This is a genomic window from Herbidospora daliensis (genome assembly GCF_001570585.1).
In the GTDB taxonomy this organism is placed as follows: domain Bacteria; phylum Actinomycetota; class Actinomycetes; order Streptosporangiales; family Streptosporangiaceae; genus Herbidospora; species Herbidospora daliensis.
The window spans coordinates 807,549-825,908 of record NZ_BBXF01000003.1; the positions used below are offsets into that span (position 1 = coordinate 807,549).

Consider the following 18,360-nt stretch of genomic DNA (forward strand, 5'->3'; position numbering starts at 1 on the left):
TCCGGTTACTGCGTCACGATGTCGAACTGCTCCCAGCCGCCGATGGCCGCCCGGTTGGCGATCAGCGCGGCGGCGCCGTTGTTCTCGGCGCAGACGTACTGGTTGTTGGCCTGCGACCGGAGGCTGACCGAGCCGTTCGGGTTCTGCACCAGCGTGAACGTCTCCCACGGGCCGACGGCCGTCCGGTTGGCGATCAGCGGCGCGGCGCCCGCGTTCTCGGCGCACACGTACTGGTTGTTCGAGCGGGCCCGCAGCGCGATCTGGCCGTTGGCGAGATTGACGCGCTCGAACTGCTGGGCGGTGCCGACCGTGGTGGCGTTCGCGATCAGGTTCTGGCCGGCGCTCGCCGTCACGAACCTGCTGTTGACGCGGGCCCGCAGCGCGACGTAGGCGGTGGTCTGCGCCAGCGTCGTGGCCGACACCCCGCTCGACGGCGCCGAGGCGTTCCCGGCGGCGTCGCGGGCGACGACGGTGAAGGTGTAGGCCGTGTTCGGGGTCAGCCCGGTCACCGTGTACGTCGTCGCCGAGGTCGTGCCGGCCGCCGTGCCGCCCCGGTTGACCTGGTAGGACGCCACGCCGACGTTGTCGGTCGAGGCGGCCCACGACAGGGTGACCGACGTCGCCGTCCGGTTGGTCACCACCAGGTTCGCGGGCACCGACGGGGCCTGGGTGTCGCCGCCCGACGAGGCGACCGGCGGGGTCGGCCGGGTCGCGGTGAGCGCGATCTGGCCCTTCAGCATGCGGCCGCCGTCGCCGGTCAGGCGCAGGTAGTAGTCGCTGGAACAGAAGGTGCCGTCTTCGTCGAGCGACAGGATGCCCGAGCCCGCGGGCACGGTGGCCTGCGTCTCGGTGGTCTTCGCGATCTGGTTGCCCTCGTTGTACTCGTCGAACATCGAGATGTAGAGGCCGTGCGACCCGGCGCGGATGGTGTTGTAGAACATGCGCCACATGAAGTCGCCGTGCGCGCGGGCCCGCGACTGGAGGTCGCCGGGCATGACGCACGGCTGGTAGTCGATGCCGTTGGCGTTGCAGTCGGCCACGTCGGGCACGACGTTGTTGGCGTAGAAGCCGTCGAGGCCCGAGATGGTGTGGGTGCGGCCGACCATCCACGGCGAGATCATGTTGAAGGCGCGGTAGACCTCGCCGAACCCGCTGCGCGAGTCGTTGATGCCCTGCCGCCAGTAGGTCGGCACGCCGCCGATGACGTAGCAGCCCTGCGCCTTGAACCAGTTGATCACTTCGAGGCAGGGCGCCGGGGGGAACGGGCGGCCGGGGTCGTTGAACCCGAATCCCCAGATGCAGACGACGGGCTTGCCGTTCTGGCGGGCGTACATGGGGCTCTGGGTGTACGCCGACATCTTCGACGTCCAGTCGGTCTTGATCTCCGACTGGAAGTTCGTCCAGCTGGTGACGTCGTACATGATGTAGAACTTGCGGCCGTAGGCCTCGGCGGCCTGCCGGACCTTGGCGGTGATGCCGTCGCGGATCGGGCCCTCGGCCCCGAACGGGTTGAAGCGCTGCAGCGCCGCGGTGTCGCAGTTGTAGTCGCGCATCCACTTGAAGTGGGTGTCGATCGTCTGCTGGTCCCACGAGGAGAACAGGTTGGCCGTCTGGCCGTTGTTCAGGTTCTGGTAGAGCGTCGGGTAGGTGCGCGTGTAGTCGCGGATGTCCGGCCACGACACGATCGTGGTGTTGGAGGGCGACGGCGGCACGGTGTTGTCCTGGCCGCTCCAGTGCCACCACCGGTCGATGGGCGAGCCGTCGCCCCGGCAGGCGAACCAGCCCTGATATCCGACGGTGATCTTCCCCACCACGTCGCCGGGCGGGCTCGCCGCGTGCGCCGGGCTGGAGAGCGCGGACAGCACACCGGTCGAGGACACCGCGGCGAGGGCGGAGCCGGTCATGGCGGAGGTCATGAACCCCCGGCGGGAGACGGCCACGTGGGACTCCTTCGGTCTGGCGGAGGGAAGGGCGCGTCACGGTGTTATCGCCGCGTAACATCGGACGGCTCGGCGTCATCTTGACAGCCGTCGACACACGAACGCAACATTCGGCAGCCTTTTGGAAACTTCTGGATGAAACCTCGGTAAGAGTCCGCAGGTCAGGGTGTCGAGGTGGACCGGTCCAGGTTGTCGAGTTCTGTAAAGAACCCTTCGACTTACTCGAAAAGATCGGATCTCTACGTACTCACTTGAATGGGAGTTGAGTACTTGGTAGCGTTTGAGTACCGGAACGGAGGAGGAGTTGTGGAACTGTCCGCTGGTGCGGCTCTCGACGAGGTGCGCAGGGTCGAGGAAGAGGTGCGCAAGACGCGCCGGTCCTACGGTGCGGTCCTGCTGGCGCTGGGCCTGGCGTCCGGCCCCTATTGGGGGGCCATGCTGCTCGGCCCCGACTGGGCCGGCTACGTCGCGGGCGCCGGCTGGATCGCCCTTTTGATCTGGCTGCTGGCCCGTCCGCGCCGGTCCGGCCTGGGAGGGCGGATCAACACGCCCTGGGTCTCCCGCCTCGCGCTGCTGGGCGGGGTGACGTTCCTCGCGCCGATGGTGGTCGCGACCGGTCTTAAAATCGCGGGTGTGGAGAGCGCGAACTGGCTGGTGGCGTCGTTGTGCCTGGTCTCGGGTCTGCCGATGATCTATGCCGGGTGGCGGCTGCGGAGGGCCAGCCGATGAGCGCGGCCCGGCCGCCGCAGGAGCACACCCACCCGCGCCACGACCTCGACGACCTCATCCACGCCCCCGTGCGCCTGTCGATCATGGCGACCCTGGCGGCGGCCGAGCAGGCCGACTTCCGCTTCCTCAAGGAGACCATCGAGGTCAGCGACTCGTTGTTGTCCAAGCACCTGCTGGCGCTCGAAGAGGCGGGCTACGTCAACGCGACCAAGGCGTTCGAGGGCAAACGCCCCCGAACCTGGTTGTCGCTGACCGACGAGGGCCGCGCGGCGTTCACCCGATACATGGACGTGCTCCATCAGATCATCGGGAAACCCTCCTGAGCCGACGGCGGCAGGTCCTCCAGGGGTAGGCGGAGGACCATGCACGCGCCCCCGTTCGCGTCCTCGACGGCGAGCGAAGCCTGGTGGGCCTGGGCGATCTCGCGGCAGATGGCCAAGCCGAGGCCGGTGCCGCCGGGGTCCAGCTCGCGCGATTCCGGCAACCGCGCGAACCGCTCGAAGACGAGCTCGCGATATTCCGGGGCGATGCCGGCGCCGTCGTCCGCGACCACCAGCACCCCGGTGCCCTCCTCGGCCCTGACCGCGACGGTGACGCGGCTGGCGGCGTGCCGCTGGGCGTTGTCGAGCAGGTTCGTCAGCAGCCGGGAGATCAGCAGCCGGTCGCACGAGACGATCACGCCTTGGGCCAGGTCGGTCTCGATCGGCACCCGGCCGGGAAGGCGGCGCTCGACCTCGCGTCTGGCCAGCAGGCCCAGGTCGGCCGGCGCCTGCGGGGGCAGGTGCTCGCCGCTCAGGCGGGCCAGGGTGAGGATGTCCTCGGCCAGCGCCTGCTGGCGTTCCATGTCGTTGAGCAGGTCCCTGGCCGTGCGCGGCCAGTCGACGTCGGGATCCGTCAGCGCCTCCTCCAGCCGCAGCCGGGCCGCGGTGATGGGGGCGCGCAGGTCGTGGGAGACGTCCGAGGTGAACCGGCGCTCCCGCTCGATCGCCTCCTCCAGGTGCCGCAGGGTGCGGTTGGCGGTCGTGGCCAGATAGCGGATCTCGTCGTGGTGGGCCGGGACGGGCACCCGGCGGCCGGGGTGTCTCTCGGTGATCTCGGCGAGTTCCGAGGTGATGGCCACCACGGGACGCAGCGCGCGGCCGACGAGGAAGTCGGTGCCCACCGCCACCAGGATCAGCCAGATCAGCGCCCCGGCGACGAGGATCGCCGCGAACGCGCCGTCGCCGTACCAGGGGTGGACCGGCTCCCCTCCGTAGACGATCAGGGGGCCGCCCGGGGCCATGATCCACATCGCCGCGACGGTCAGGCACTGGCCGGGGAAACCGGGCACGTCGCAGACCTCCTGGTCCATGCCTCCGGGCCGCTTCGGCGGGACGAAGTAGGCCATCCGCGGCTGACCGGCCATCTGGGCGTTGGCCGACACGACCCGGCCGCCCGCGTCCACCACCTGCATCGCGACCGGCCCCTGGTCGGGCAGCACCGGAGGCACCACCGTGGCGCCGGCCAGCCGGTGCAACACCCGCAGGTCGGCCGAGTACACCTCGCGGAGCTGGTCGGACGTCCTGGACTCATGGTTGCTGTCGAGGACGAACCCCACGGTCACCGCGCACGCCAGCGTGGCCGCCGCCGTCGCCCAGACGGTCAGCCGCAGCCGCACCGGCCACTGCCGGGGAGACCTCATCCCGGCCGGTCCGTGCGGCGCTCATCCAGGTCCATCACTAAAAGTTAGCAATGGCTACTTTTCGTGAGTGATGGCGGGATCGGCCCGGTCGTGCCAGTTCGGGATGACCGTGCCGAAATAGATCATCACGGCCCCCAGGGCGACGAACGCCACGGCCACCGGGACCCGCCACGGGTCGTGCAGGTGCAGGGCCAGGAACCAGAGCCGGGAGTCGCCGCCGGTCCAGATCGTCCACAGCGGCACCAGCCCCTGCGGGAACAGCGGGATCCAGCAGAAGATCCACAGGAACGTGACCAGCGCCTGCTTTCCGGCCGGGAGCTTCACCTTCGCCCGCCCGAGGGCCGCCGCGCCGGAGCCCGGCGTCACGGTCCCGCCCGAGCGCATCAGGCCCAGCAGTTCGGGCCCCTTCGACGCCAGCCGCCGGTGGGCCAGCCGCCCGAACCACCACGTCAGCCCGGCGCCCGTCGCCGCCCCGGCCACCACGGCCAGCCACGAGACGACCGGCAGGTCGAGCGCGTCGCCGAGATACGCGACGGCGCCGGCCGGGACGGCCGTCACGGTCACCAGCAGCAGCATCAGCACGACCTGGCCGAAGATCGCGCCCGCCTCCAGCGGGTTGCCGCTGCGCCGGTTCGGCTCGGTCACCGGCACCAGCATGGTGACCGACACCAGGGCGATCAGGCCGGCCCCGCCGCCCAGCACGGCGGCCAGGATCGACAGGGTCCACGGCCAGGTCCAGCCCTCGCCGCCGGCGATGGTCCCGGCGACGGTCAGGACGGTCGCGATCGGGGCCACCCGCAGCAACCAGGCGACCTGGCGGCCGCGTACCTCAGCCCTTTCGGTGCCGGGGTTGACCAGGGTCAGCCACAGGGAGGTGCCGTCGAGGCCGAACAGGTTGGCCGAGGTCGCGGCGGCCATCACGACCACCAGCACGCCGGCCCACGGCAGCATGCCCCACCAGCCGATGATCAGCGGGACCAGCGTGTAGAGCACGCCGAAGAAGACGGCGAACCACAGCAGGTGGGTGCGCATCAGGTCGCGCGACCAGGTCCGCAGCTCCTTGGCCGCCACCGCGCCGACCGGGCCGCGGGCGGGCAGGTCACGCCCGGTGCCCTGGGGCACCCAGTGCAGGGGCTTAGTGGTGGTCCGCCTGACCAGCAGCCGCGACCACACCAGCAGCGCCAGCGCGATGAGCGCGCAGATCCCGAGGAGGGCCGCCGCCGCCACGAGCCAGTCGCCGCGCCCGGCCGCCTCCACGGCCGCCAGGCCCCAGCCCGACGGCAACCAGCGCACCACCGACGAGAAGGCCGGCGGGAAGCCCGAAGACAGCAGGTCGAACTGGATCGCCGCCCAGATCAGCACCCACGACTGGTTCAGCACGACGTTCATCGACGCGTTGACGAACGCCGCCAGGATCGCGCCGGTCCGCGACCTGACCGCCACGCCCAGCACGCCGATCATCAGCCGCGACAGCGCCACGACGAGCGCCACCATCAGCGGGATCGCGACCAGCGCGACGGTGAACCCGGCCAGGCCGAACGAGGCGGCGTAGACCGCCAGGGCGCTGAACGCGACCAGGCTGACCAGCGGCGGGACGCCGACGAAGGCGGTGCCGAGCAGGCCGAGGGCCAGCTTGCGCGGGTCGATCGGCAGCAGCGAGAAGTGCTCGGGGCGCACGCTCTCGTCGCCGCCGCCGGTGTAGACCGGGCCGAGCATCCAGCCGAACAACCAGACCGCGAAGACGGCCGCGAGCAGGTCGCCGTCGAGGCCCGCCACCACGATCGTGCCGACCGCCAGGGCCAGGCCGGCCAGGCCGCCCATGACCATGCCGGCCGCGCGGGACCCGCCGATCGAGTGCCGCAGCACCCGGACCTTCATGGCGATCAGGACGCCAACCACGACGGCCCCTTCATGTCGTCGACGTCGGCCCCGACCAGCTCGACGAACCGGTCTTCGAGCGACCGCCCGTCGCGCACCTCGTCGAGGGGTCCGGCGGCGGCGACGCGGCCCCGGTCGATCACCGCGACGTGGTCGCAGAGCTGCTCGACCAGCGCCATGACGTGGCTCGACAACACGACCGAGCCGCCCCCGGCGACGAAGCCCTTCAGCATGCCCCGGATGGTCAGCGCGGAGACGGGGTCGACCGCCTCGAACGGCTCGTCGAGCACCAGCAGGCGGGGGCCGTGCAGCATTGCGGTGGCCAGGCCGATCTTCTTGCGCATGCCCGTCGAGTAGTCGATCACCAGGGTGCGTTCGGCCTGGTCGAGCTCCAGGATCTCCAGCAGCTCCCCGGCCCGCGCGCCGGCCGTCTCGCGGTCGAGCCCGCGCAGCCGGCCGAGGTAGGTGAGCAGTTCGCGGCCCGTCAGGCGCTCGGGCAGGGCCAGCCCGTCGGGGAGCACGCCGACCCGCGCCCGCGCGGCGACGGGGTCGGCCCACACGTCCACGCCGAAGATCCGGGCGTGGCCGGTGTCGGGGCGGAGAAGGCCCACCGCCATCGACAGTGAGGTCGTCTTTCCGGCGCCGTTGGGACCGACCAAGCCGTAAAAGGATCCGGGTGGGACAGAAAGGCTCACATGGTCGACCGCAATTTTCGGGCCGAACCGTTTGCCGAGTGCGTCGAGTTCCAAAGCCGCAGCCACCACGGCACCTTATCGGCCCGAAGCCCCATATTTATATATGCGGCAATTAACCAAAAATGTCCCGCTTGCGCCATCTTCGCCCGGAGCCCGAACTTCTCTCGTCGAACTCGCGTAACGAACGTCGAAATCCCGGCAATATGCTCATATGACTTCACCGGACGAGGACGTCGAACGGGCCCTCCGCGCGTTGAAGCACGACCCCACGCCCGCCGCCGCGATCGAGGCGGCCCGTGTCGTCGACGAGCGGCTGCGGACCGCGGGGGCCACCCCCGCCCTCGTCCAGGCCGCCGCGACCGCGCACTCCCGCGCGGGGGAGCTCCTCCTGGAGCACGCGATCCCGGGGCTGGGCATCTCGTTCCTCGACGCCGCGGTCATGGCGCGGCGGACCTCGCCGGATCTCGCCGAGGCGGCGCGGCACCTGCTCGCGGGGCTGCGCCACGACCCGCACGACGCCCACGCCCTCCTGTTACTCGGCTCCGTCGTGCTGGTCACCGGCGAGCACGGGACGGCCGCGCTCGGGGCGGTCGGGAAGGCGCGCCCGGCCGATCCCGAGCACGCCGCGATGCTCGGCACCCTGTACGCCTGCCTCGCGGCCTACGACCCCGGCAGCCCCGACGGCCGGAGGTTGTCGATCCTGCGCGCCGCCGTGGGCGCCCCGCCCAGCCTGATGCGGCTGCCCGCGCTGCTCGCCCTGGGCAACCTGCAGACCACCAAGTCGGAGGCCCCGCACGACCTGGCCGAGGGCGTCGACGCCTTGGTCGAGCTGATGGAGCAGGCCAAGCCCGGCGACCCCGAGTTCGACCACGCGATGATCCTGGTGCTGACGGCGATGTGCCGCCACCTGACCGTCGAGTTCCCCGCCGACTTCGGCCGCCTCGCCGTGGCGCTGCCGTGGGGCACCCGCGACGACCTCACCCTGGCCTGCGCGGCGGCCTGCCGGGCGCGGGTCGAGCGCGAGCCCGGATACCTCACCGAGGCCGCCCGCCACCTGCGCAAGGTGGTCGAGCGCCCCCGGCCCGACGACCGGGAGATGTTCCTGCTGGCGGGGGCGGGGCTGGCGCTCTTCTACGACCGGTTCGTGGCCGAGTTCGCGCTCGAATGGCTGAACGCGGCCGACCGGTGCTGCGACATCCTGGAGGCGCTGCCCTACCACGCGGACGTGTCGGCCATGCGGCGGCGCATCGCCGAGCAACGGTCGGCCTAGAGCAAAATGTCCCTTATGACCGACACGCTCACCCGGTACGCCCGCCTGCTCGCCGCCTCCGCCGACGCCCACGTCGCCCTCCAGGGCGGCAAGGTGGCGCGGAGCGACGACATGTGGCTGGCCGACTTCGGGGGAGCGGCCGGGTTCGCCAACGGCGCGACGCTCGTGCGGGAGCCGCGGAACCTCGACAGGCTGGCGGGCGAGGCGCTCGAGTTCGCCGGGCTGCACGAGGGGCCCGGCCTGTTCTACTTCTGGGGCGGCTGGCCGCTGCCCGAGCCGGTCGCGCCCTGGCGGGCCGACGGTCAGCCGCCGCTGATGATCCGGGAGCCCGGCGAGCCGCCGGTCCTGGCCCACCACGTCGAGGAGGTCACCGGCGACGCCGCCGAGTTCGAAGCGACGGTCGCGCGGGCCTACCCGCTCGACCGGGCGGGCTGGCGGCCCGGCCGCCTGTTCGGCCCGGACATCCACCGCACCGGGTGGCGGTTGTTCCTCGGCCGGCTCGACGGAGCGCCGGTGGCGACGGCGGCGGCGTACACCCATGACGGGCTGACCGAGGTGAACTACGTCTCGGTGGCTCCCGAGGCGCGCGGGCGGGGGTTCGCGGCGGCCGTGACCTTCGCGGCGGCGTGCGCCGACCCGGCCGCCTCGGCCATGCTCTTGGCCAGCGACCTGGGCCTGCCCGTCTACCGGAAGATGGGGTTCCGGGAGCTGACCCGGTTCCACATGTGGGCCTACGAGCGCTGACGCGGCGGCAGCGGGAAGAACCCGCTGGTCCGGTTCACGTAGTCGACGAACTCCTGGCCCTTGCTCTGCGCCATGCGCTTCTCGGTGAGGGCCTTGCCGCTCTTGGAGATCAGCAGGTACGTCATCAGCCACGGGCACACGATCGTGACGAGCGCCCACGGGGTGCCCAGGGCGATGAGGAACAGGCCCCACCACACGGCGGCGTCGCCGAAGTAGTTGGGATGCCGCGTCCACGCCCACAGGCCCTGGTCCATGACCCGGCCCTCGTTGGCGGGGTCGGCCTTGAACCGGGCCAGCTGCGCGTCGCCGATCGCCTCGAACGCGAACCCGACGATCCAGAGCGCCACGCCGAGCCAGGTGAAGACGTTCAGCGGCTGCGGCTGGAACATGGCGATCTGCACCGGCAGCGACACGAACCACATGACCGCGCCCTGCGGCAGGTAGATCTTCTTGAGCACGAAGGGCACCACCGGGCCGCTGTTCTGGCGCAGCATGGCGGCGTACCGGGGATCTTCGCCCTTGCCCCGGTTGCGGTGGTGGATGTAGGCGCCGAGCCGCACCCCCCAGATCGCGGTGAGCACCAGCGCGAGCAGCGACCGCGCGAGGTTGCCCTCGCCGGCGGCCAGTGAGACGACGAACGACACGATCGCGACGACGACGAAGCCGAGGCCCCAGACCGAGTCGACGATCGACTGGTTGTTCGTGCGCAGCGCGTAGGTCATGGTCAGGGCCATGGTCAGCGCGACGGCCACGAGGGTCGCCGCCAGATTCATCCAGATCACGTCAACCGTCTACCCGTTCGATGAGGACTGCCACCCCGAGCCCGGCCGCGCCGCTGACGGCGGCCACCCCGTAGCGGCCGCCGAGGCGGGTCAGGTTCTCGGCGCACTGGCCGACCATGATCGCGCCGGTCGCGCCGAACGCGTGGCCCATCGCGATCGTGCCGCCGCCGGGGTTGAGCCGGTCGGGGCCCGGCCCGAGGTCGCGCCGCAGCCGCAGGCACAGGGCCGAGAAGGCCTCGGCGAACTCGTAGACGTCGACGTCGGCGGGGGTGAGCCCGGCCCTGGCGACGACCTTCTCGACGGCGGCCTGCCCGGCGGTCAGCATGATCACCGGGTCGACGGCGGCGGTCGCCGCGCCCACGATCCTGATCGGGCTCTCCGCGGCGCCCAGGACCAGCAGCGCCGCGCCGTCGGCCAGCGCGGGGGAGGAGCCGACCGTGTGGTGGTGGACGATCTCGCCCGCTTCGGGGTGGGCCTTCAGCACGATGGCGTCCTGCGCCGGGTCGGCGAAGGCGGGGGGCAGCGTCGCCAGCGACTCCATCGTGGTGCCCGGCCTGATCAGCTCGTCGCGGTCGAAGACCGACCCGTCGGCACGGGCCGCCGGGATCACCGAACCGGCGAAGTCGCCCCGGTCCCAGGCCGCCGCGGCCTTCGTGTGGGTCTCGACGGCGTAGGCGTCGAGCTGCTCGCGGGTCCAGCCGTCGAGGGTGGCGTTGAGGTCGGCGGCCACCCCCATGTGGACGGAGCCGACCCGCTCGATCGTCTCGGGGTCGGTCCAGAGGGGCGCGCGGTCGCTGAACATGGCCACCCGGGACACGCTCTCGACGCCCCCGGCGACCGCGAGGTCCATTTCCCCGGTACGGATGCGCGCCGCCACCTGGGCCACCGCGTCGATCCCGCTGGCGCAGAAGCGGTTGACCGTGCCGCCGGGGATCTCGTCGCCCCATCCGGCCAGCAGCGTGGCCACGCGGGCGAGGTTGCCGCCCTGCTCGCCGACCTGCGAGGCCGACCCGACGATCACGTCGCCGACGGCGGCCGGGTCGAGCCCCCGCTCGACGAGCGCCCGTTGCAGCCCGGTCACCAGGTCGACCGGGCTCCGGTGGTGCAGCGAGCCCTTGGGGGAGCCCTTGGCCCGGGGGGTGCGCACGTAGTCGTGAACGTAGACGTCAGACACGTTTGCACTGTAACTCTGTTTGTTGTAGTACGGAAAGATGCCGGAAGCCGTATGGGTCCTGGGCGGCCACCAGACCGACTTCGCCCGCAACTGGTCCCGCGAGGGGCTCGACTTCGCCGACCTGACCGCAGAGACGGTCCGCGGCACCCTCGACGACGCGGGCGTCTCCGCCGCCGACGTCGACGTCATCCACGTCGGCAACGCCTTCGGCCAGCTGTTCACCGGCCAGGGCCAGCTCGGCGGCATGCCCGCCACGGTCGTGCCCGAGCTCTGGGACGTGCCCGCCACCCGCCACGAGGCCGCCTGCGCCTCCGGCGGCGTGGCCCTGCTCGCGGCGATGGCCGACATCGAGTCGGGCCGCTACGACTGCTCCCTCGTCCTCGGCCTGGAGCTCGAACGCACCGTCCCCGGCGACGACGCGGCCGGCCACCTCGGCGCCGCCGCCTGGGTCGGCCACGAGGGGCAGGAGGCGAAGTTCATGTGGCCCCACATGTTCAGCGCCCTCACCGACGAGTACGACCGCCGCTACGGCCTCGACGAGGCCCACCTGCGCGCCATCGCCCGGCTGAACTTCTCCAACGCCACGGCCAACCCCAACGCCCAGACCCGCAAGTGGGCCTTCACCGACGCGAGCTTCGCCGCCGACGACGCGGCCAACCCGGTCGTGGAGGGCCGGGTCAGGCGCACCGACTGCTCCCAGATCACCGACGGCGGCGCGGGCCTCGTCGTGGTCGGCCGCCGGTTCCTGGAGCGCACGCGGGCCCGCCCGATGGCGCAGATCCTCGGCTGGGGCCACCGCACGGTCGGCCTGCCGCTGGCCCAGAAGCTCGCCCGCAGCTTCGACGAGCCCTACGTGCTCCCGCACGTCCGCCGGGCGATCACCGACGCGTTCACCCGCGCGGGCGTCTCTTTGCCGGAAATCGACGGCATAGAGACCCACGATTGCTTCACCATGTCGGAGTACGCCGCGATCGACCACTTCGGCATCACCGAGCCCGGGGAGAGCTGGAAGGCCGTCGAGAACGGCGACCTGGAGATCGGCGGGCGCATCCCGGTCAACCCCAGTGGGGGCCTGATCGGCGGCGGCCACCCGGTCGGGGCGTCCGGCGTACGGATGGTGCTCGACGCGTGCAAGCAGGTGTCGGGACGGGCGGGGGCCTACCAGGTCGAGGGGGCCCGCCGCTTCGGCACGCTCAACATCGGCGGCAGCACGACCACGACCGTCGGCTTCGTGATCGGGACAGGGGAGTAACAATGGACGTCGACGTCGTCGCACGGGTCCTGTCGACCCTTCCGGAGGATGACGACCACCCCTACCGGACCGGCCCGTGGCGGCCGCAGACCACCGAGTGGCGGGCCGACGGCCTCGACGTCGTCGGCGAGATCCCGGCCGACCTCGACGGCGTCTACCTGCGCAACACCGAGAACCCCGTCCACCCGGCCTTCGAGCGTTACCACCCGTTCGACGGCGACGCCATGGTCCACGTGATCGGCTTCCGCGACGGCACGGCCTTCTACCGCAACCGCTTCGTGCGCACCGACGGCTTCCTCGCCGAGGCCGAGGCGGGCGGGCCCCTGTGGGCGGGCCTGGCCGAACGCCCCTCGCTCTCGCTGCGCGACGGCTGGGGCGCGCGCGGCGGCCTCAAGGACGCCTCCTCGACCGACGTCGTCGTGCACGCCGGAGTGGCGCTGACGAGCTTCTACCAGTGCGGCGACCTCTACCGGCTCGACCCGCTCACCCTGGAGACGCTCGGCAAGGCCGACTGGCACGGCGACTTCCCCTACGCCTGCGGCGTCTCCGCGCACACGAAGGTCGACCCGCGCACCGGCGAACTGCTGTTCTTCAACTACGGCACCGACGAGCCCTACATGCACTACGGCGTCGTCTCCGCCGACAACCGGCTGACCCACTACGTCGACGTCCCGCTGCCCGGCCCCCGGCTGCCGCACGACATGGCGTTCACCGAGAACTACGCGATCCTCAACGACTGCCCGATGTTCTGGGACCCGGCGCTGCTGAGACAGGGCAGGCACGCCGCGCGTTTCCACCCCGACCTCCCGCTGCGCATCGGCGTCATCCCCCGCACGGGCACGAGGGTCCAGTGGTTCGAGGCCGCCCCCACCTACGTCCTGCACTGGGTGAACGCCTACGAGGAGGGCGACGAGATCGTGCTCGACGGCTTCTTCCAGGAGGACCCGGAGCCCAAGGACATCGGCGACGGCAGCTACTACCAGCGCATGTTCCGCTTCCTGGCGCTCGACCGGATGAAGACCAAACTGCACCGCTGGCGGCTGAACCTGAAGACGGGACAGTGCAGGGAGGAACGCCTCACCGACTCCGTCACCGAGTTCGGGGTGCTCAACGCCCGCCACGGCGGCGTCGGCTACCGCTACGCCTACGCGGCCACCGGGGTCGAGGGCTGGTTCCTGTTCGACGGGGTGACCAAGCACGACCTGCTCACCGGCAAGGAGGAGACGTACAAGCTGCCGGCGAACGTCTACGGCAGCGAGCCCGCCATGGCCCCCCGCGCCGGGGCGGCCGCCGAGGACGACGGCTATCTGGTCACGCTGACCACGGACATGAACCACGACCGGTCGGAATGCCTGATCTTCGACGCCGCCCGGGTCGCCGACGGCCCGCTGGCCCGCATCCGGCTGCCCGAACGGATCTCCAGCGGCACCCACGCCACCTGGGCCCCCGGCCACACCATCCCCGGCTGGGGCACCGCGGAGTCACCCGAACGGGCCGTCGGGCTTGCCTGATCCGGGATCCCGCCCCACCGTCCTCGAACCGGGGGGCACGAACGCGGTCGGCATGACCCTCGGCCTGGTCGGCGACGAGTGGAACCTGCTCATCCTCCGGTACGCCATGATGGGCGTCCGGCGCTACGGGGAGTGGCGCAGGGCGCTGCCGATCTCCCACGCCGTGCTGACCGGGCGGCTGGCCGCCCTCACCGAGGCGGGCGTCTTCAAGAAGACCTCCACGGTCTCGAAGCGGCCGGAGTACCGGCTGACCAAACGCGGGCGCGACCTCTGGCCGGTGCTGCTCACCGTCTGGGCGTGGGAGTCGGCCTGGGTGCCCGACCACGCCGAGTCGCTGCCGGTGATGGTCCACCGGGGTTGCGGGTCGGCGTTCACGCCGGTCCTGGGCTGCCAGGCGTGCGGCGCGGCGACGGCGCCCCGCGACGTCGCCGGGACCTTCGGCCCGTCGGGCACGTGGGCGCGGTCGGCGCCCTCGGGCACCACCCGGCGGCGGGTCGCCTCCCCCTCGGCCGGGCTCTTCCCGCAGACCATGAGCCTGATCGGGAACCGCTGGTCGGCGGCCATGCTCGGGGGCGCGTTCCAGGGCCTCCACCGGTTCCGCGACTTCGAGCGGCTCCTCGGCGCGCCGCCCGCCATCGTGGCCGACCGGCTGCGCGTCTTCTGCGACCTGGGCATCTTCGAGCAGGCGCCGTCGGCCGACCGGGCCGACTGGTCGACCTACCACCTCACCGGCAAGGGGCGGGCGTTCTTCCCCGTCGTGGTGACGGCCATCACCTGGGGGCAGCGCTGGTTCCTCGCGCCCGAGGGGCCGGCGCTGCTCTACCGGCACCACGGGTGCGGACAGGACTTCCTGCCCCGGCTGGCGTGCGGGACCTGCGCGACGGCGCTGCGCGGGCAGGACGTCGTGGTTCAGGCGACGAGCGGACCGGCCGCCTTGATCTCGCCGTCGTCGACCAGCCGGCGGACCGACTCCAGGATGGCGGCCTCCGGCGAGTACCCCGGGTCGTAGCCGAGCAGGGCCGTCGCCTTCGCGATCGAGCAGTAGTGGTCGCGGTGGAGGTGCTCCCAGCTCGCCTGCGCGTGCTCGGCGGGCGTCTCGGCGCGGAACTCCTCCCAGGTCACCGTCTCCAGCGTCGCCTCCTGCCCGAACCAGGCCGCCGCGTGGTGGGCGTAGCCGCGCACGTTCAGGGCGGTGGCGGCGACGACGTTGAAGTCCTGGCCCGCCGCCGCGTCCCGCCGGCCGAGGGCCAGTTCGAACGCCTGGGCGACGTCGTCGGCGTGGACGTGGTGCATGAGCTCGGCGCCGATCCCCGGAATCCGCAGCGGGCGGCCCGCCGAGAGCGTGGTCCAGACGCCCGGGTCGAGGTTGCCCAGGGGGCCGATCGGGTGCCAGCCGGGGCCGACGATGTGGCCGGGGTGGAGGGAGGTGGTGACCAGGCCGCCGCCGGCCGTCTCCTCCTTCAGCATGCGGGCGATCAGGTCCTTCTGGACGCCGTACTCGCCGACCGGCGGGGTGCCGGTGGCCTCGGTGATCGGCAGGGCGTGGCTGGGGCCGTACCGCCAGATGGAGCCGCAGTGGAGCAGGTGGCCGGTCGCGCCGCGCAGCCGCCCGACCAGCGCGGTGGCCGATTCGAGGGTGAAGCAGACCAGGTCGACGACCGCGTCGGGGTTCAGGGCGGCCACCGTGTCGCCGAAGACGCCCTCGCGGTCCTGCTGCTCCCGGTCGGCGACGACCTGGCGCACCTCACGCCATTCGGGCGAGTCGGTGTAGGCGGCCCGGGAGCCCCGGCTGACGGTGACGACCTCGTGCCCGGCTCGTACCAGCCGGGGCACCAGGTAGGTGCCGATGTGTCCGCTTCCACCGATGACGACGACGCGCATGTTCGTTCCAATCCGTGCCGGATGTCCGCTGCGTCCCATCATCGTGCCAATGACGCCTCGCGGGGGGCGTCCACCGGGGGTTCGGGCGTCTTGCGGGTGACCGGGCGGCCCAGCAGGATGCCGGCGAAGGTCAGGACCAGCCCGCCGACCTGCACCGGGGTGAGGGTCTCGGCGGCGACCACGGTGCCGACCACCACGCCGGTCACCGGGTTGAGCAGGCCGATGAGGCCGACCGTGCCGGCCGGCAGGTGGCGCAGGCCGGTGAACCAGGCGGCGAAGGCCAGGGCGGTGCCGACCAGCGCGATGTAGGCGAACGCGCCGATCGCCGGGGCGTCCACGGCCGGGGGCGCGCCCTCGGCGATGACGGCGACCGGCAGCAGCACCAGGCCGCCCGCCGTGAGCTGCCAGGCCGTGGACGGCAGCACGCCGGCCCCCCGGCCCCATCGTTTGGCCAGGATGAAGCCCACCGACGAAAGGATCATCGCGGAGACCGACGCCAGCACGCCCCAGCCGTTGACCGCCTCCGCGCCGGTCAGCACGGTCAGCGCGACGCCGGCCACGCCGACGCCCGCGCCGATCAGGTGGGTGACGGCGGGGCGTTCGGCGACCAGGCCCCAGGCGAGCAGCATCATCACCATCGGGGAGGTCGCCATGATCGTGGACGCCACGCTCGACGGGAGGAGCTGCGCGGCCAGGTAGATCAGGGCGAAGAAGACGCTCATGTTCAGCGTGCCGAGCACGAGCGAGCGCCACCACCACGAGCCGTGGGGCAGCTTCCTGGTCACCAGCAGCAGAAGCAGACCGGCGGGGAGGGCGCGGAACACGGCGCCGTAGAGGGGGTGGGAGGCGGGGAGGAACTCGTGGGTGACGTAGTAGGTCGTGCCCCACGCGATGGGGGCGACGGCCGTGATCGGGACCCACCGCCAGGTAGCTTCCATGGAAGTAAATATAGCTTCCATGGAAGATATATCCTGACCCGCGTGATGGATCACGTCGCGCGCATCCAGCAGGAATGGGCCCGCGAGCGGCCCGACCTCGACGTCACGCCGGCCGGGGTGATCGGCCGCCTCCACCGCGTCGCCGGGCACCTGACCGAACGGCTCTGCCTCGTCTACCGGCGGTTCGGGCTGGCCGAGGGCGAGTTCGACGTGCTGGCCACGCTGCGCCGGGCCGGGGCCCCCTACGAACGGGCCCCCGGCGAGCTCGCCGCCCACACCATGGTCACCACCGGGGCGATGAGCAAACGCGTCGACCGGCTGGAGCAGGCCGGGCTCGTCACCCGCCGCCCCAGCGAGTCGGACGGCCGCGGCCGCGTGGTCGCCCTGACGACGGCCGGGCTGGAGCTGATCGACGCGGCCTTCGCCGAGCACATGGCCAACGAACGCCGCCTCCTCGACGCCCTGCCCCCCGAAGACGCCGAACGCCTCGAAGCGATCCTCACCACGTGGCTGGCGGTCTTCGAACTGCCCGTCGCCGAACCTCCCGCCTGAGGCGGTCCGTCGCGGCGCGGGCCTTGAGCGGGTGCGGAGCGCCGGTCACGGCGACCGCCCGGGTGCGGCGGGCGGTGCCGTGGCGGGCGGAGCCGTAACGGAAAAGAGCCGTTAAGGACCTCGGCCGGAGCGGACCCGGGTTGTGCACGGGCCGCCCTCGGTTCAGCGGCGGAAGGGGCCGGTCACGCAGTAGGTGATGCCGCCCGACGACGAACCCGACGTGCCCCGCTGGGAGGAGAAGTAGAGGCGGTCGCCCGCCGGGTTGAAGGCGGGGCCGGTGATCTCCGAGGAGCTCTGGCCGCTGATGCGGAGGAACGGGGAGATCCGGTCGTCGGGGGTGATCATGCAGATCTCCATGTTGCCGCCGTCCTCGGCGACGTAGAGGTCGCCCGAGGTCGAGCCGGTCACGTTGTCGACGCCGGTCAGCGGGGGCGTGCCCGAGGTGACGAGGCTGTCGTCGTAGGCCAGTTCGTAGGTGTTGTTCACCAGGTTGACCTGCCACACCCGGTTGTCGCCCTTGGTGGTGAACCAGACGGTGTCGTTCGCGTAGTAGCAGCCCTCGCCGCCGTTGAACGACTTCGACCCCGGCACCTGGTTGCGGGTCAGGGTCGGGCTGCCGTCGGGGTCGGGGACGGTCGCCCAGGTGAACGAGCCGCTGGTGCCCGAGCCGGCCACCATGACCTGCAGGGTGCCCGCCGACAGGTCGCCCCAGGTGGCCGGGACGAAGCGGTAGAAGCGGCCGTTCGTCTCGTCTTCGGTCAGGTAGACGACCCGGCGGACCGGGTCGGCCGCGGCGGCCTCGTGGGTGAACCGGCCCATCGCCGGGCGCTGCACCGCCGCACCGCCGAAGGGGTAGGTCTCGTAGACGAAGCCCCGGCTGACCTCCTCGCACGACAACCAGGTGTTCCACGGGGTCTTGCCGCCCGCGCAGTTCTGCCGGGTGTCCGACAGGATCCGGTTGGCCGAAACGACGGTGCCGGCCGCGTTGAAGCGGAGCGCCGACGCGCCGCCGCCGGGGTTGATCTCGGAGTTGGAGACGTAGATCCAGCCGGACCCGTCGGCGAAGCAGGCCCCGCCGTCGGGGGCGTCGTGCCAGGTGTACGAGGTGCCGGAGACCACCTGCCGCGACCGGGCGACCACCCGGCTGGTGAAGCCCGCGGGCAGCCGGATGCCGTTGGCGTCGGCCGCCTGGAGCGCGCCGTAGGGGCCGGTCGCGGGCTGGGCCGGGGCCGCCAGCGCGGCGCCCTGCCAGAGCGATCCGGAGAAGGCCACCGTGCTCGCACCCAGGACGGAAGCGCGAAGGAAATTGCGTCTTTCCATGATTTCTTACCTC

Annotated in this window: 17 protein-coding genes; 8 read left to right on the forward strand and 9 right to left on the reverse strand. The window is 71.9% G+C overall.

The genetic code is table 11. The features are described 5' to 3' along the window. Window positions 1-5: 5 nt before the first annotated feature. Entirely contained in the window at window positions 6-1,940 is a 1,935-nt protein-coding gene (locus AW274_RS42045; RefSeq protein WP_062433779.1) for a fibronectin type III domain-containing protein, read from the reverse strand. A 306-nt stretch (window positions 1,941-2,246) separates the two neighbouring features. Between AW274_RS42045 and AW274_RS18780 the strand changes: the two genes are divergently transcribed. Further along, window positions 2,247-2,669 carry a hypothetical protein gene (locus AW274_RS18780; RefSeq protein WP_062433781.1) on the forward strand — a complete coding sequence of 141 codons (423 nt, stop codon included), beginning with the start codon at window positions 2,247-2,249 and terminating at the stop codon, window positions 2,667-2,669. Further along, window positions 2,666-2,992 carry a winged helix-turn-helix domain-containing protein gene (locus AW274_RS18785; protein WP_062433783.1) on the forward strand — a complete coding sequence of 109 codons (327 nt, stop codon included), beginning with the start codon at window positions 2,666-2,668 and terminating at the stop codon, window positions 2,990-2,992. Before AW274_RS18780 ends, AW274_RS18785 begins: the two co-directional genes overlap by 4 nt. On the opposite strand, the gene AW274_RS18790 is transcribed toward AW274_RS18785, so the two are convergent. From AW274_RS18790 to AW274_RS18800, 3 genes are read right to left on the reverse strand one after another with little or no spacing between them, the layout of a single operon-like run. Further along, window positions 2,968-4,350 carry a sensor histidine kinase gene (locus AW274_RS18790; protein ID WP_063813437.1) on the reverse strand — a complete coding sequence of 461 codons (1,383 nt, stop codon included), beginning with the start codon at window positions 4,348-4,350 and terminating at the stop codon, window positions 2,968-2,970. The genes AW274_RS18785 and AW274_RS18790 overlap by 25 nt on opposite strands. A gap of 54 nt (window positions 4,351-4,404) precedes the next feature. After that, complete coding sequence (locus AW274_RS18795) at window positions 4,405-6,249, reverse strand: hypothetical protein (RefSeq protein ID WP_062433789.1); 1,845 nt, start codon at window positions 6,247-6,249, stop codon at window positions 4,405-4,407. Continuing rightward, window positions 6,234-6,992 carry an ABC transporter ATP-binding protein gene (locus AW274_RS18800; protein ID WP_062433792.1) on the reverse strand — a complete coding sequence of 253 codons (759 nt, stop codon included), beginning with the start codon at window positions 6,990-6,992 and terminating at the stop codon, window positions 6,234-6,236. Before AW274_RS18800 ends, AW274_RS18795 begins: the two co-directional genes overlap by 16 nt. A gap of 142 nt (window positions 6,993-7,134) precedes the next feature. Between AW274_RS18800 and AW274_RS18805 the strand changes: the two genes are divergently transcribed. Both AW274_RS18805 and AW274_RS18810 read left to right on the forward strand, forming a co-directional pair. Continuing rightward, window positions 7,135-8,193, forward strand: coding sequence for a hypothetical protein (locus AW274_RS18805; RefSeq protein WP_062433796.1), 1,059 nt, complete (start codon window positions 7,135-7,137; stop codon window positions 8,191-8,193). A 15-nt stretch (window positions 8,194-8,208) separates the two neighbouring features. Continuing rightward, window positions 8,209-8,937, forward strand: coding sequence for a GNAT family N-acetyltransferase (locus AW274_RS18810; protein WP_062433800.1), 729 nt, complete (start codon window positions 8,209-8,211; stop codon window positions 8,935-8,937). Here the strand turns inward: AW274_RS18810 and AW274_RS18815 are convergent. Continuing rightward, the gene (locus tag AW274_RS18815; RefSeq protein ID WP_062434685.1) at window positions 8,925-9,710 is read right to left on the reverse strand and encodes a DUF1295 domain-containing protein; all 786 of its coding nucleotides are present in this window, start codon (window positions 9,708-9,710) and stop codon (window positions 8,925-8,927) included. The two genes, AW274_RS18810 and AW274_RS18815, sit on opposite strands and share 13 nt — an antisense overlap. Window positions 9,711-9,720: 10 nt before the next feature. Next, on the reverse strand, window positions 9,721-10,893 hold the full coding sequence (locus AW274_RS18820; protein ID WP_062433803.1) for an acetyl-CoA C-acyltransferase: 1,173 nt from the start codon (window positions 10,891-10,893) through the stop codon (window positions 9,721-9,723). 37 nt (window positions 10,894-10,930) lie between these two features. Here AW274_RS18820 and AW274_RS18825 point away from each other — a divergent pair, with 37 nt between their 5' ends. Genes AW274_RS18825 through AW274_RS18835 form a run of 3 tightly spaced genes read left to right on the forward strand, consistent with a single transcriptional unit; the run spans window position 10,931 to window position 14,665 of the window. After that, window positions 10,931-12,145 carry an acetyl-CoA acetyltransferase gene (locus AW274_RS18825; RefSeq protein WP_062433806.1) on the forward strand — a complete coding sequence of 405 codons (1,215 nt, stop codon included), beginning with the start codon at window positions 10,931-10,933 and terminating at the stop codon, window positions 12,143-12,145. Window positions 12,146-12,147: 2 nt separating this feature from the next. Beyond that, on the forward strand, window positions 12,148-13,656 hold the full coding sequence (locus AW274_RS18830; RefSeq protein WP_062433809.1) for a carotenoid oxygenase family protein: 1,509 nt from the start codon (window positions 12,148-12,150) through the stop codon (window positions 13,654-13,656). Beyond that, a complete protein-coding gene (locus AW274_RS18835; RefSeq protein ID WP_198169279.1) occupies window positions 13,649-14,665 on the forward strand; it encodes a winged helix-turn-helix transcriptional regulator in 1,017 nt (338 codons plus the stop codon). The genes AW274_RS18830 and AW274_RS18835 overlap by 8 nt, the downstream gene beginning before the upstream one ends. On the opposite strand, the gene AW274_RS18840 is transcribed toward AW274_RS18835, so the two are convergent. Further along, a complete protein-coding gene (locus AW274_RS18840) occupies window positions 14,566-15,537 on the reverse strand; it encodes an NAD-dependent epimerase/dehydratase family protein (RefSeq protein WP_062433812.1) in 972 nt (323 codons plus the stop codon). The genes AW274_RS18835 and AW274_RS18840 overlap by 100 nt on opposite strands. 38 nt (window positions 15,538-15,575) lie before the next feature. Further along, on the reverse strand, window positions 15,576-16,475 hold the full coding sequence (locus AW274_RS18845) for an EamA family transporter (RefSeq protein WP_062433815.1): 900 nt from the start codon (window positions 16,473-16,475) through the stop codon (window positions 15,576-15,578). A 45-nt stretch (window positions 16,476-16,520) separates the two neighbouring features. On the opposite strand from AW274_RS18845, the gene AW274_RS18850 reads away from it, so the two are divergent. Further along, window positions 16,521-17,027 (forward strand): MarR family winged helix-turn-helix transcriptional regulator, encoded by a 507-nt coding sequence (locus AW274_RS18850; RefSeq protein WP_062433819.1) that lies wholly within the window; start codon window positions 16,521-16,523, stop codon window positions 17,025-17,027. A 162-nt stretch (window positions 17,028-17,189) separates the two neighbouring features. On the opposite strand, the gene AW274_RS18855 is transcribed toward AW274_RS18850, so the two are convergent. Beyond that, entirely contained in the window at window positions 17,190-18,347 is a 1,158-nt protein-coding gene (locus AW274_RS18855) for an alkaline phosphatase PhoX (protein WP_062433822.1), read from the reverse strand. Window positions 18,348-18,360: the final 13 nt, after the last annotated feature.

Coding starts and splice junctions, on each gene's coding strand:
- AW274_RS18850 (WP_062433819.1), top strand. CDS start 16,521: ATGGATCACGTCGCGCGCATCCAGCAGGAATGGGCCCGCGAGCGGCCC.
- AW274_RS18845 (WP_062433815.1), bottom strand. CDS start 16,475: ATGGAAGCTACCTGGCGGTGGGTCCCGATCACGGCCGTCGCCCCCATC.
- AW274_RS18815 (WP_062434685.1), bottom strand. CDS start 9,710: ATGAATCTGGCGGCGACCCTCGTGGCCGTCGCGCTGACCATGGCCCTG.
- AW274_RS18790 (WP_063813437.1), bottom strand. CDS start 4,350: ATGAGGTCTCCCCGGCAGTGGCCGGTGCGGCTGCGGCTGACCGTCTGG.
- AW274_RS18825 (WP_062433806.1), top strand. CDS start 10,931: ATGCCGGAAGCCGTATGGGTCCTGGGCGGCCACCAGACCGACTTCGCC.
- AW274_RS18840 (WP_062433812.1), bottom strand. CDS start 15,537: ATGCGCGTCGTCGTCATCGGTGGAAGCGGACACATCGGCACCTACCTG.
- AW274_RS18855 (WP_062433822.1), bottom strand. CDS start 18,347: ATGGAAAGACGCAATTTCCTTCGCGCTTCCGTCCTGGGTGCGAGCACG.
- AW274_RS18830 (WP_062433809.1), top strand. CDS start 12,148: ATGGACGTCGACGTCGTCGCACGGGTCCTGTCGACCCTTCCGGAGGAT.
- AW274_RS18810 (WP_062433800.1), top strand. CDS start 8,209: ATGACCGACACGCTCACCCGGTACGCCCGCCTGCTCGCCGCCTCCGCC.
- AW274_RS18785 (WP_062433783.1), top strand. CDS start 2,666: ATGAGCGCGGCCCGGCCGCCGCAGGAGCACACCCACCCGCGCCACGAC.
- AW274_RS18805 (WP_062433796.1), top strand. CDS start 7,135: ATGACTTCACCGGACGAGGACGTCGAACGGGCCCTCCGCGCGTTGAAG.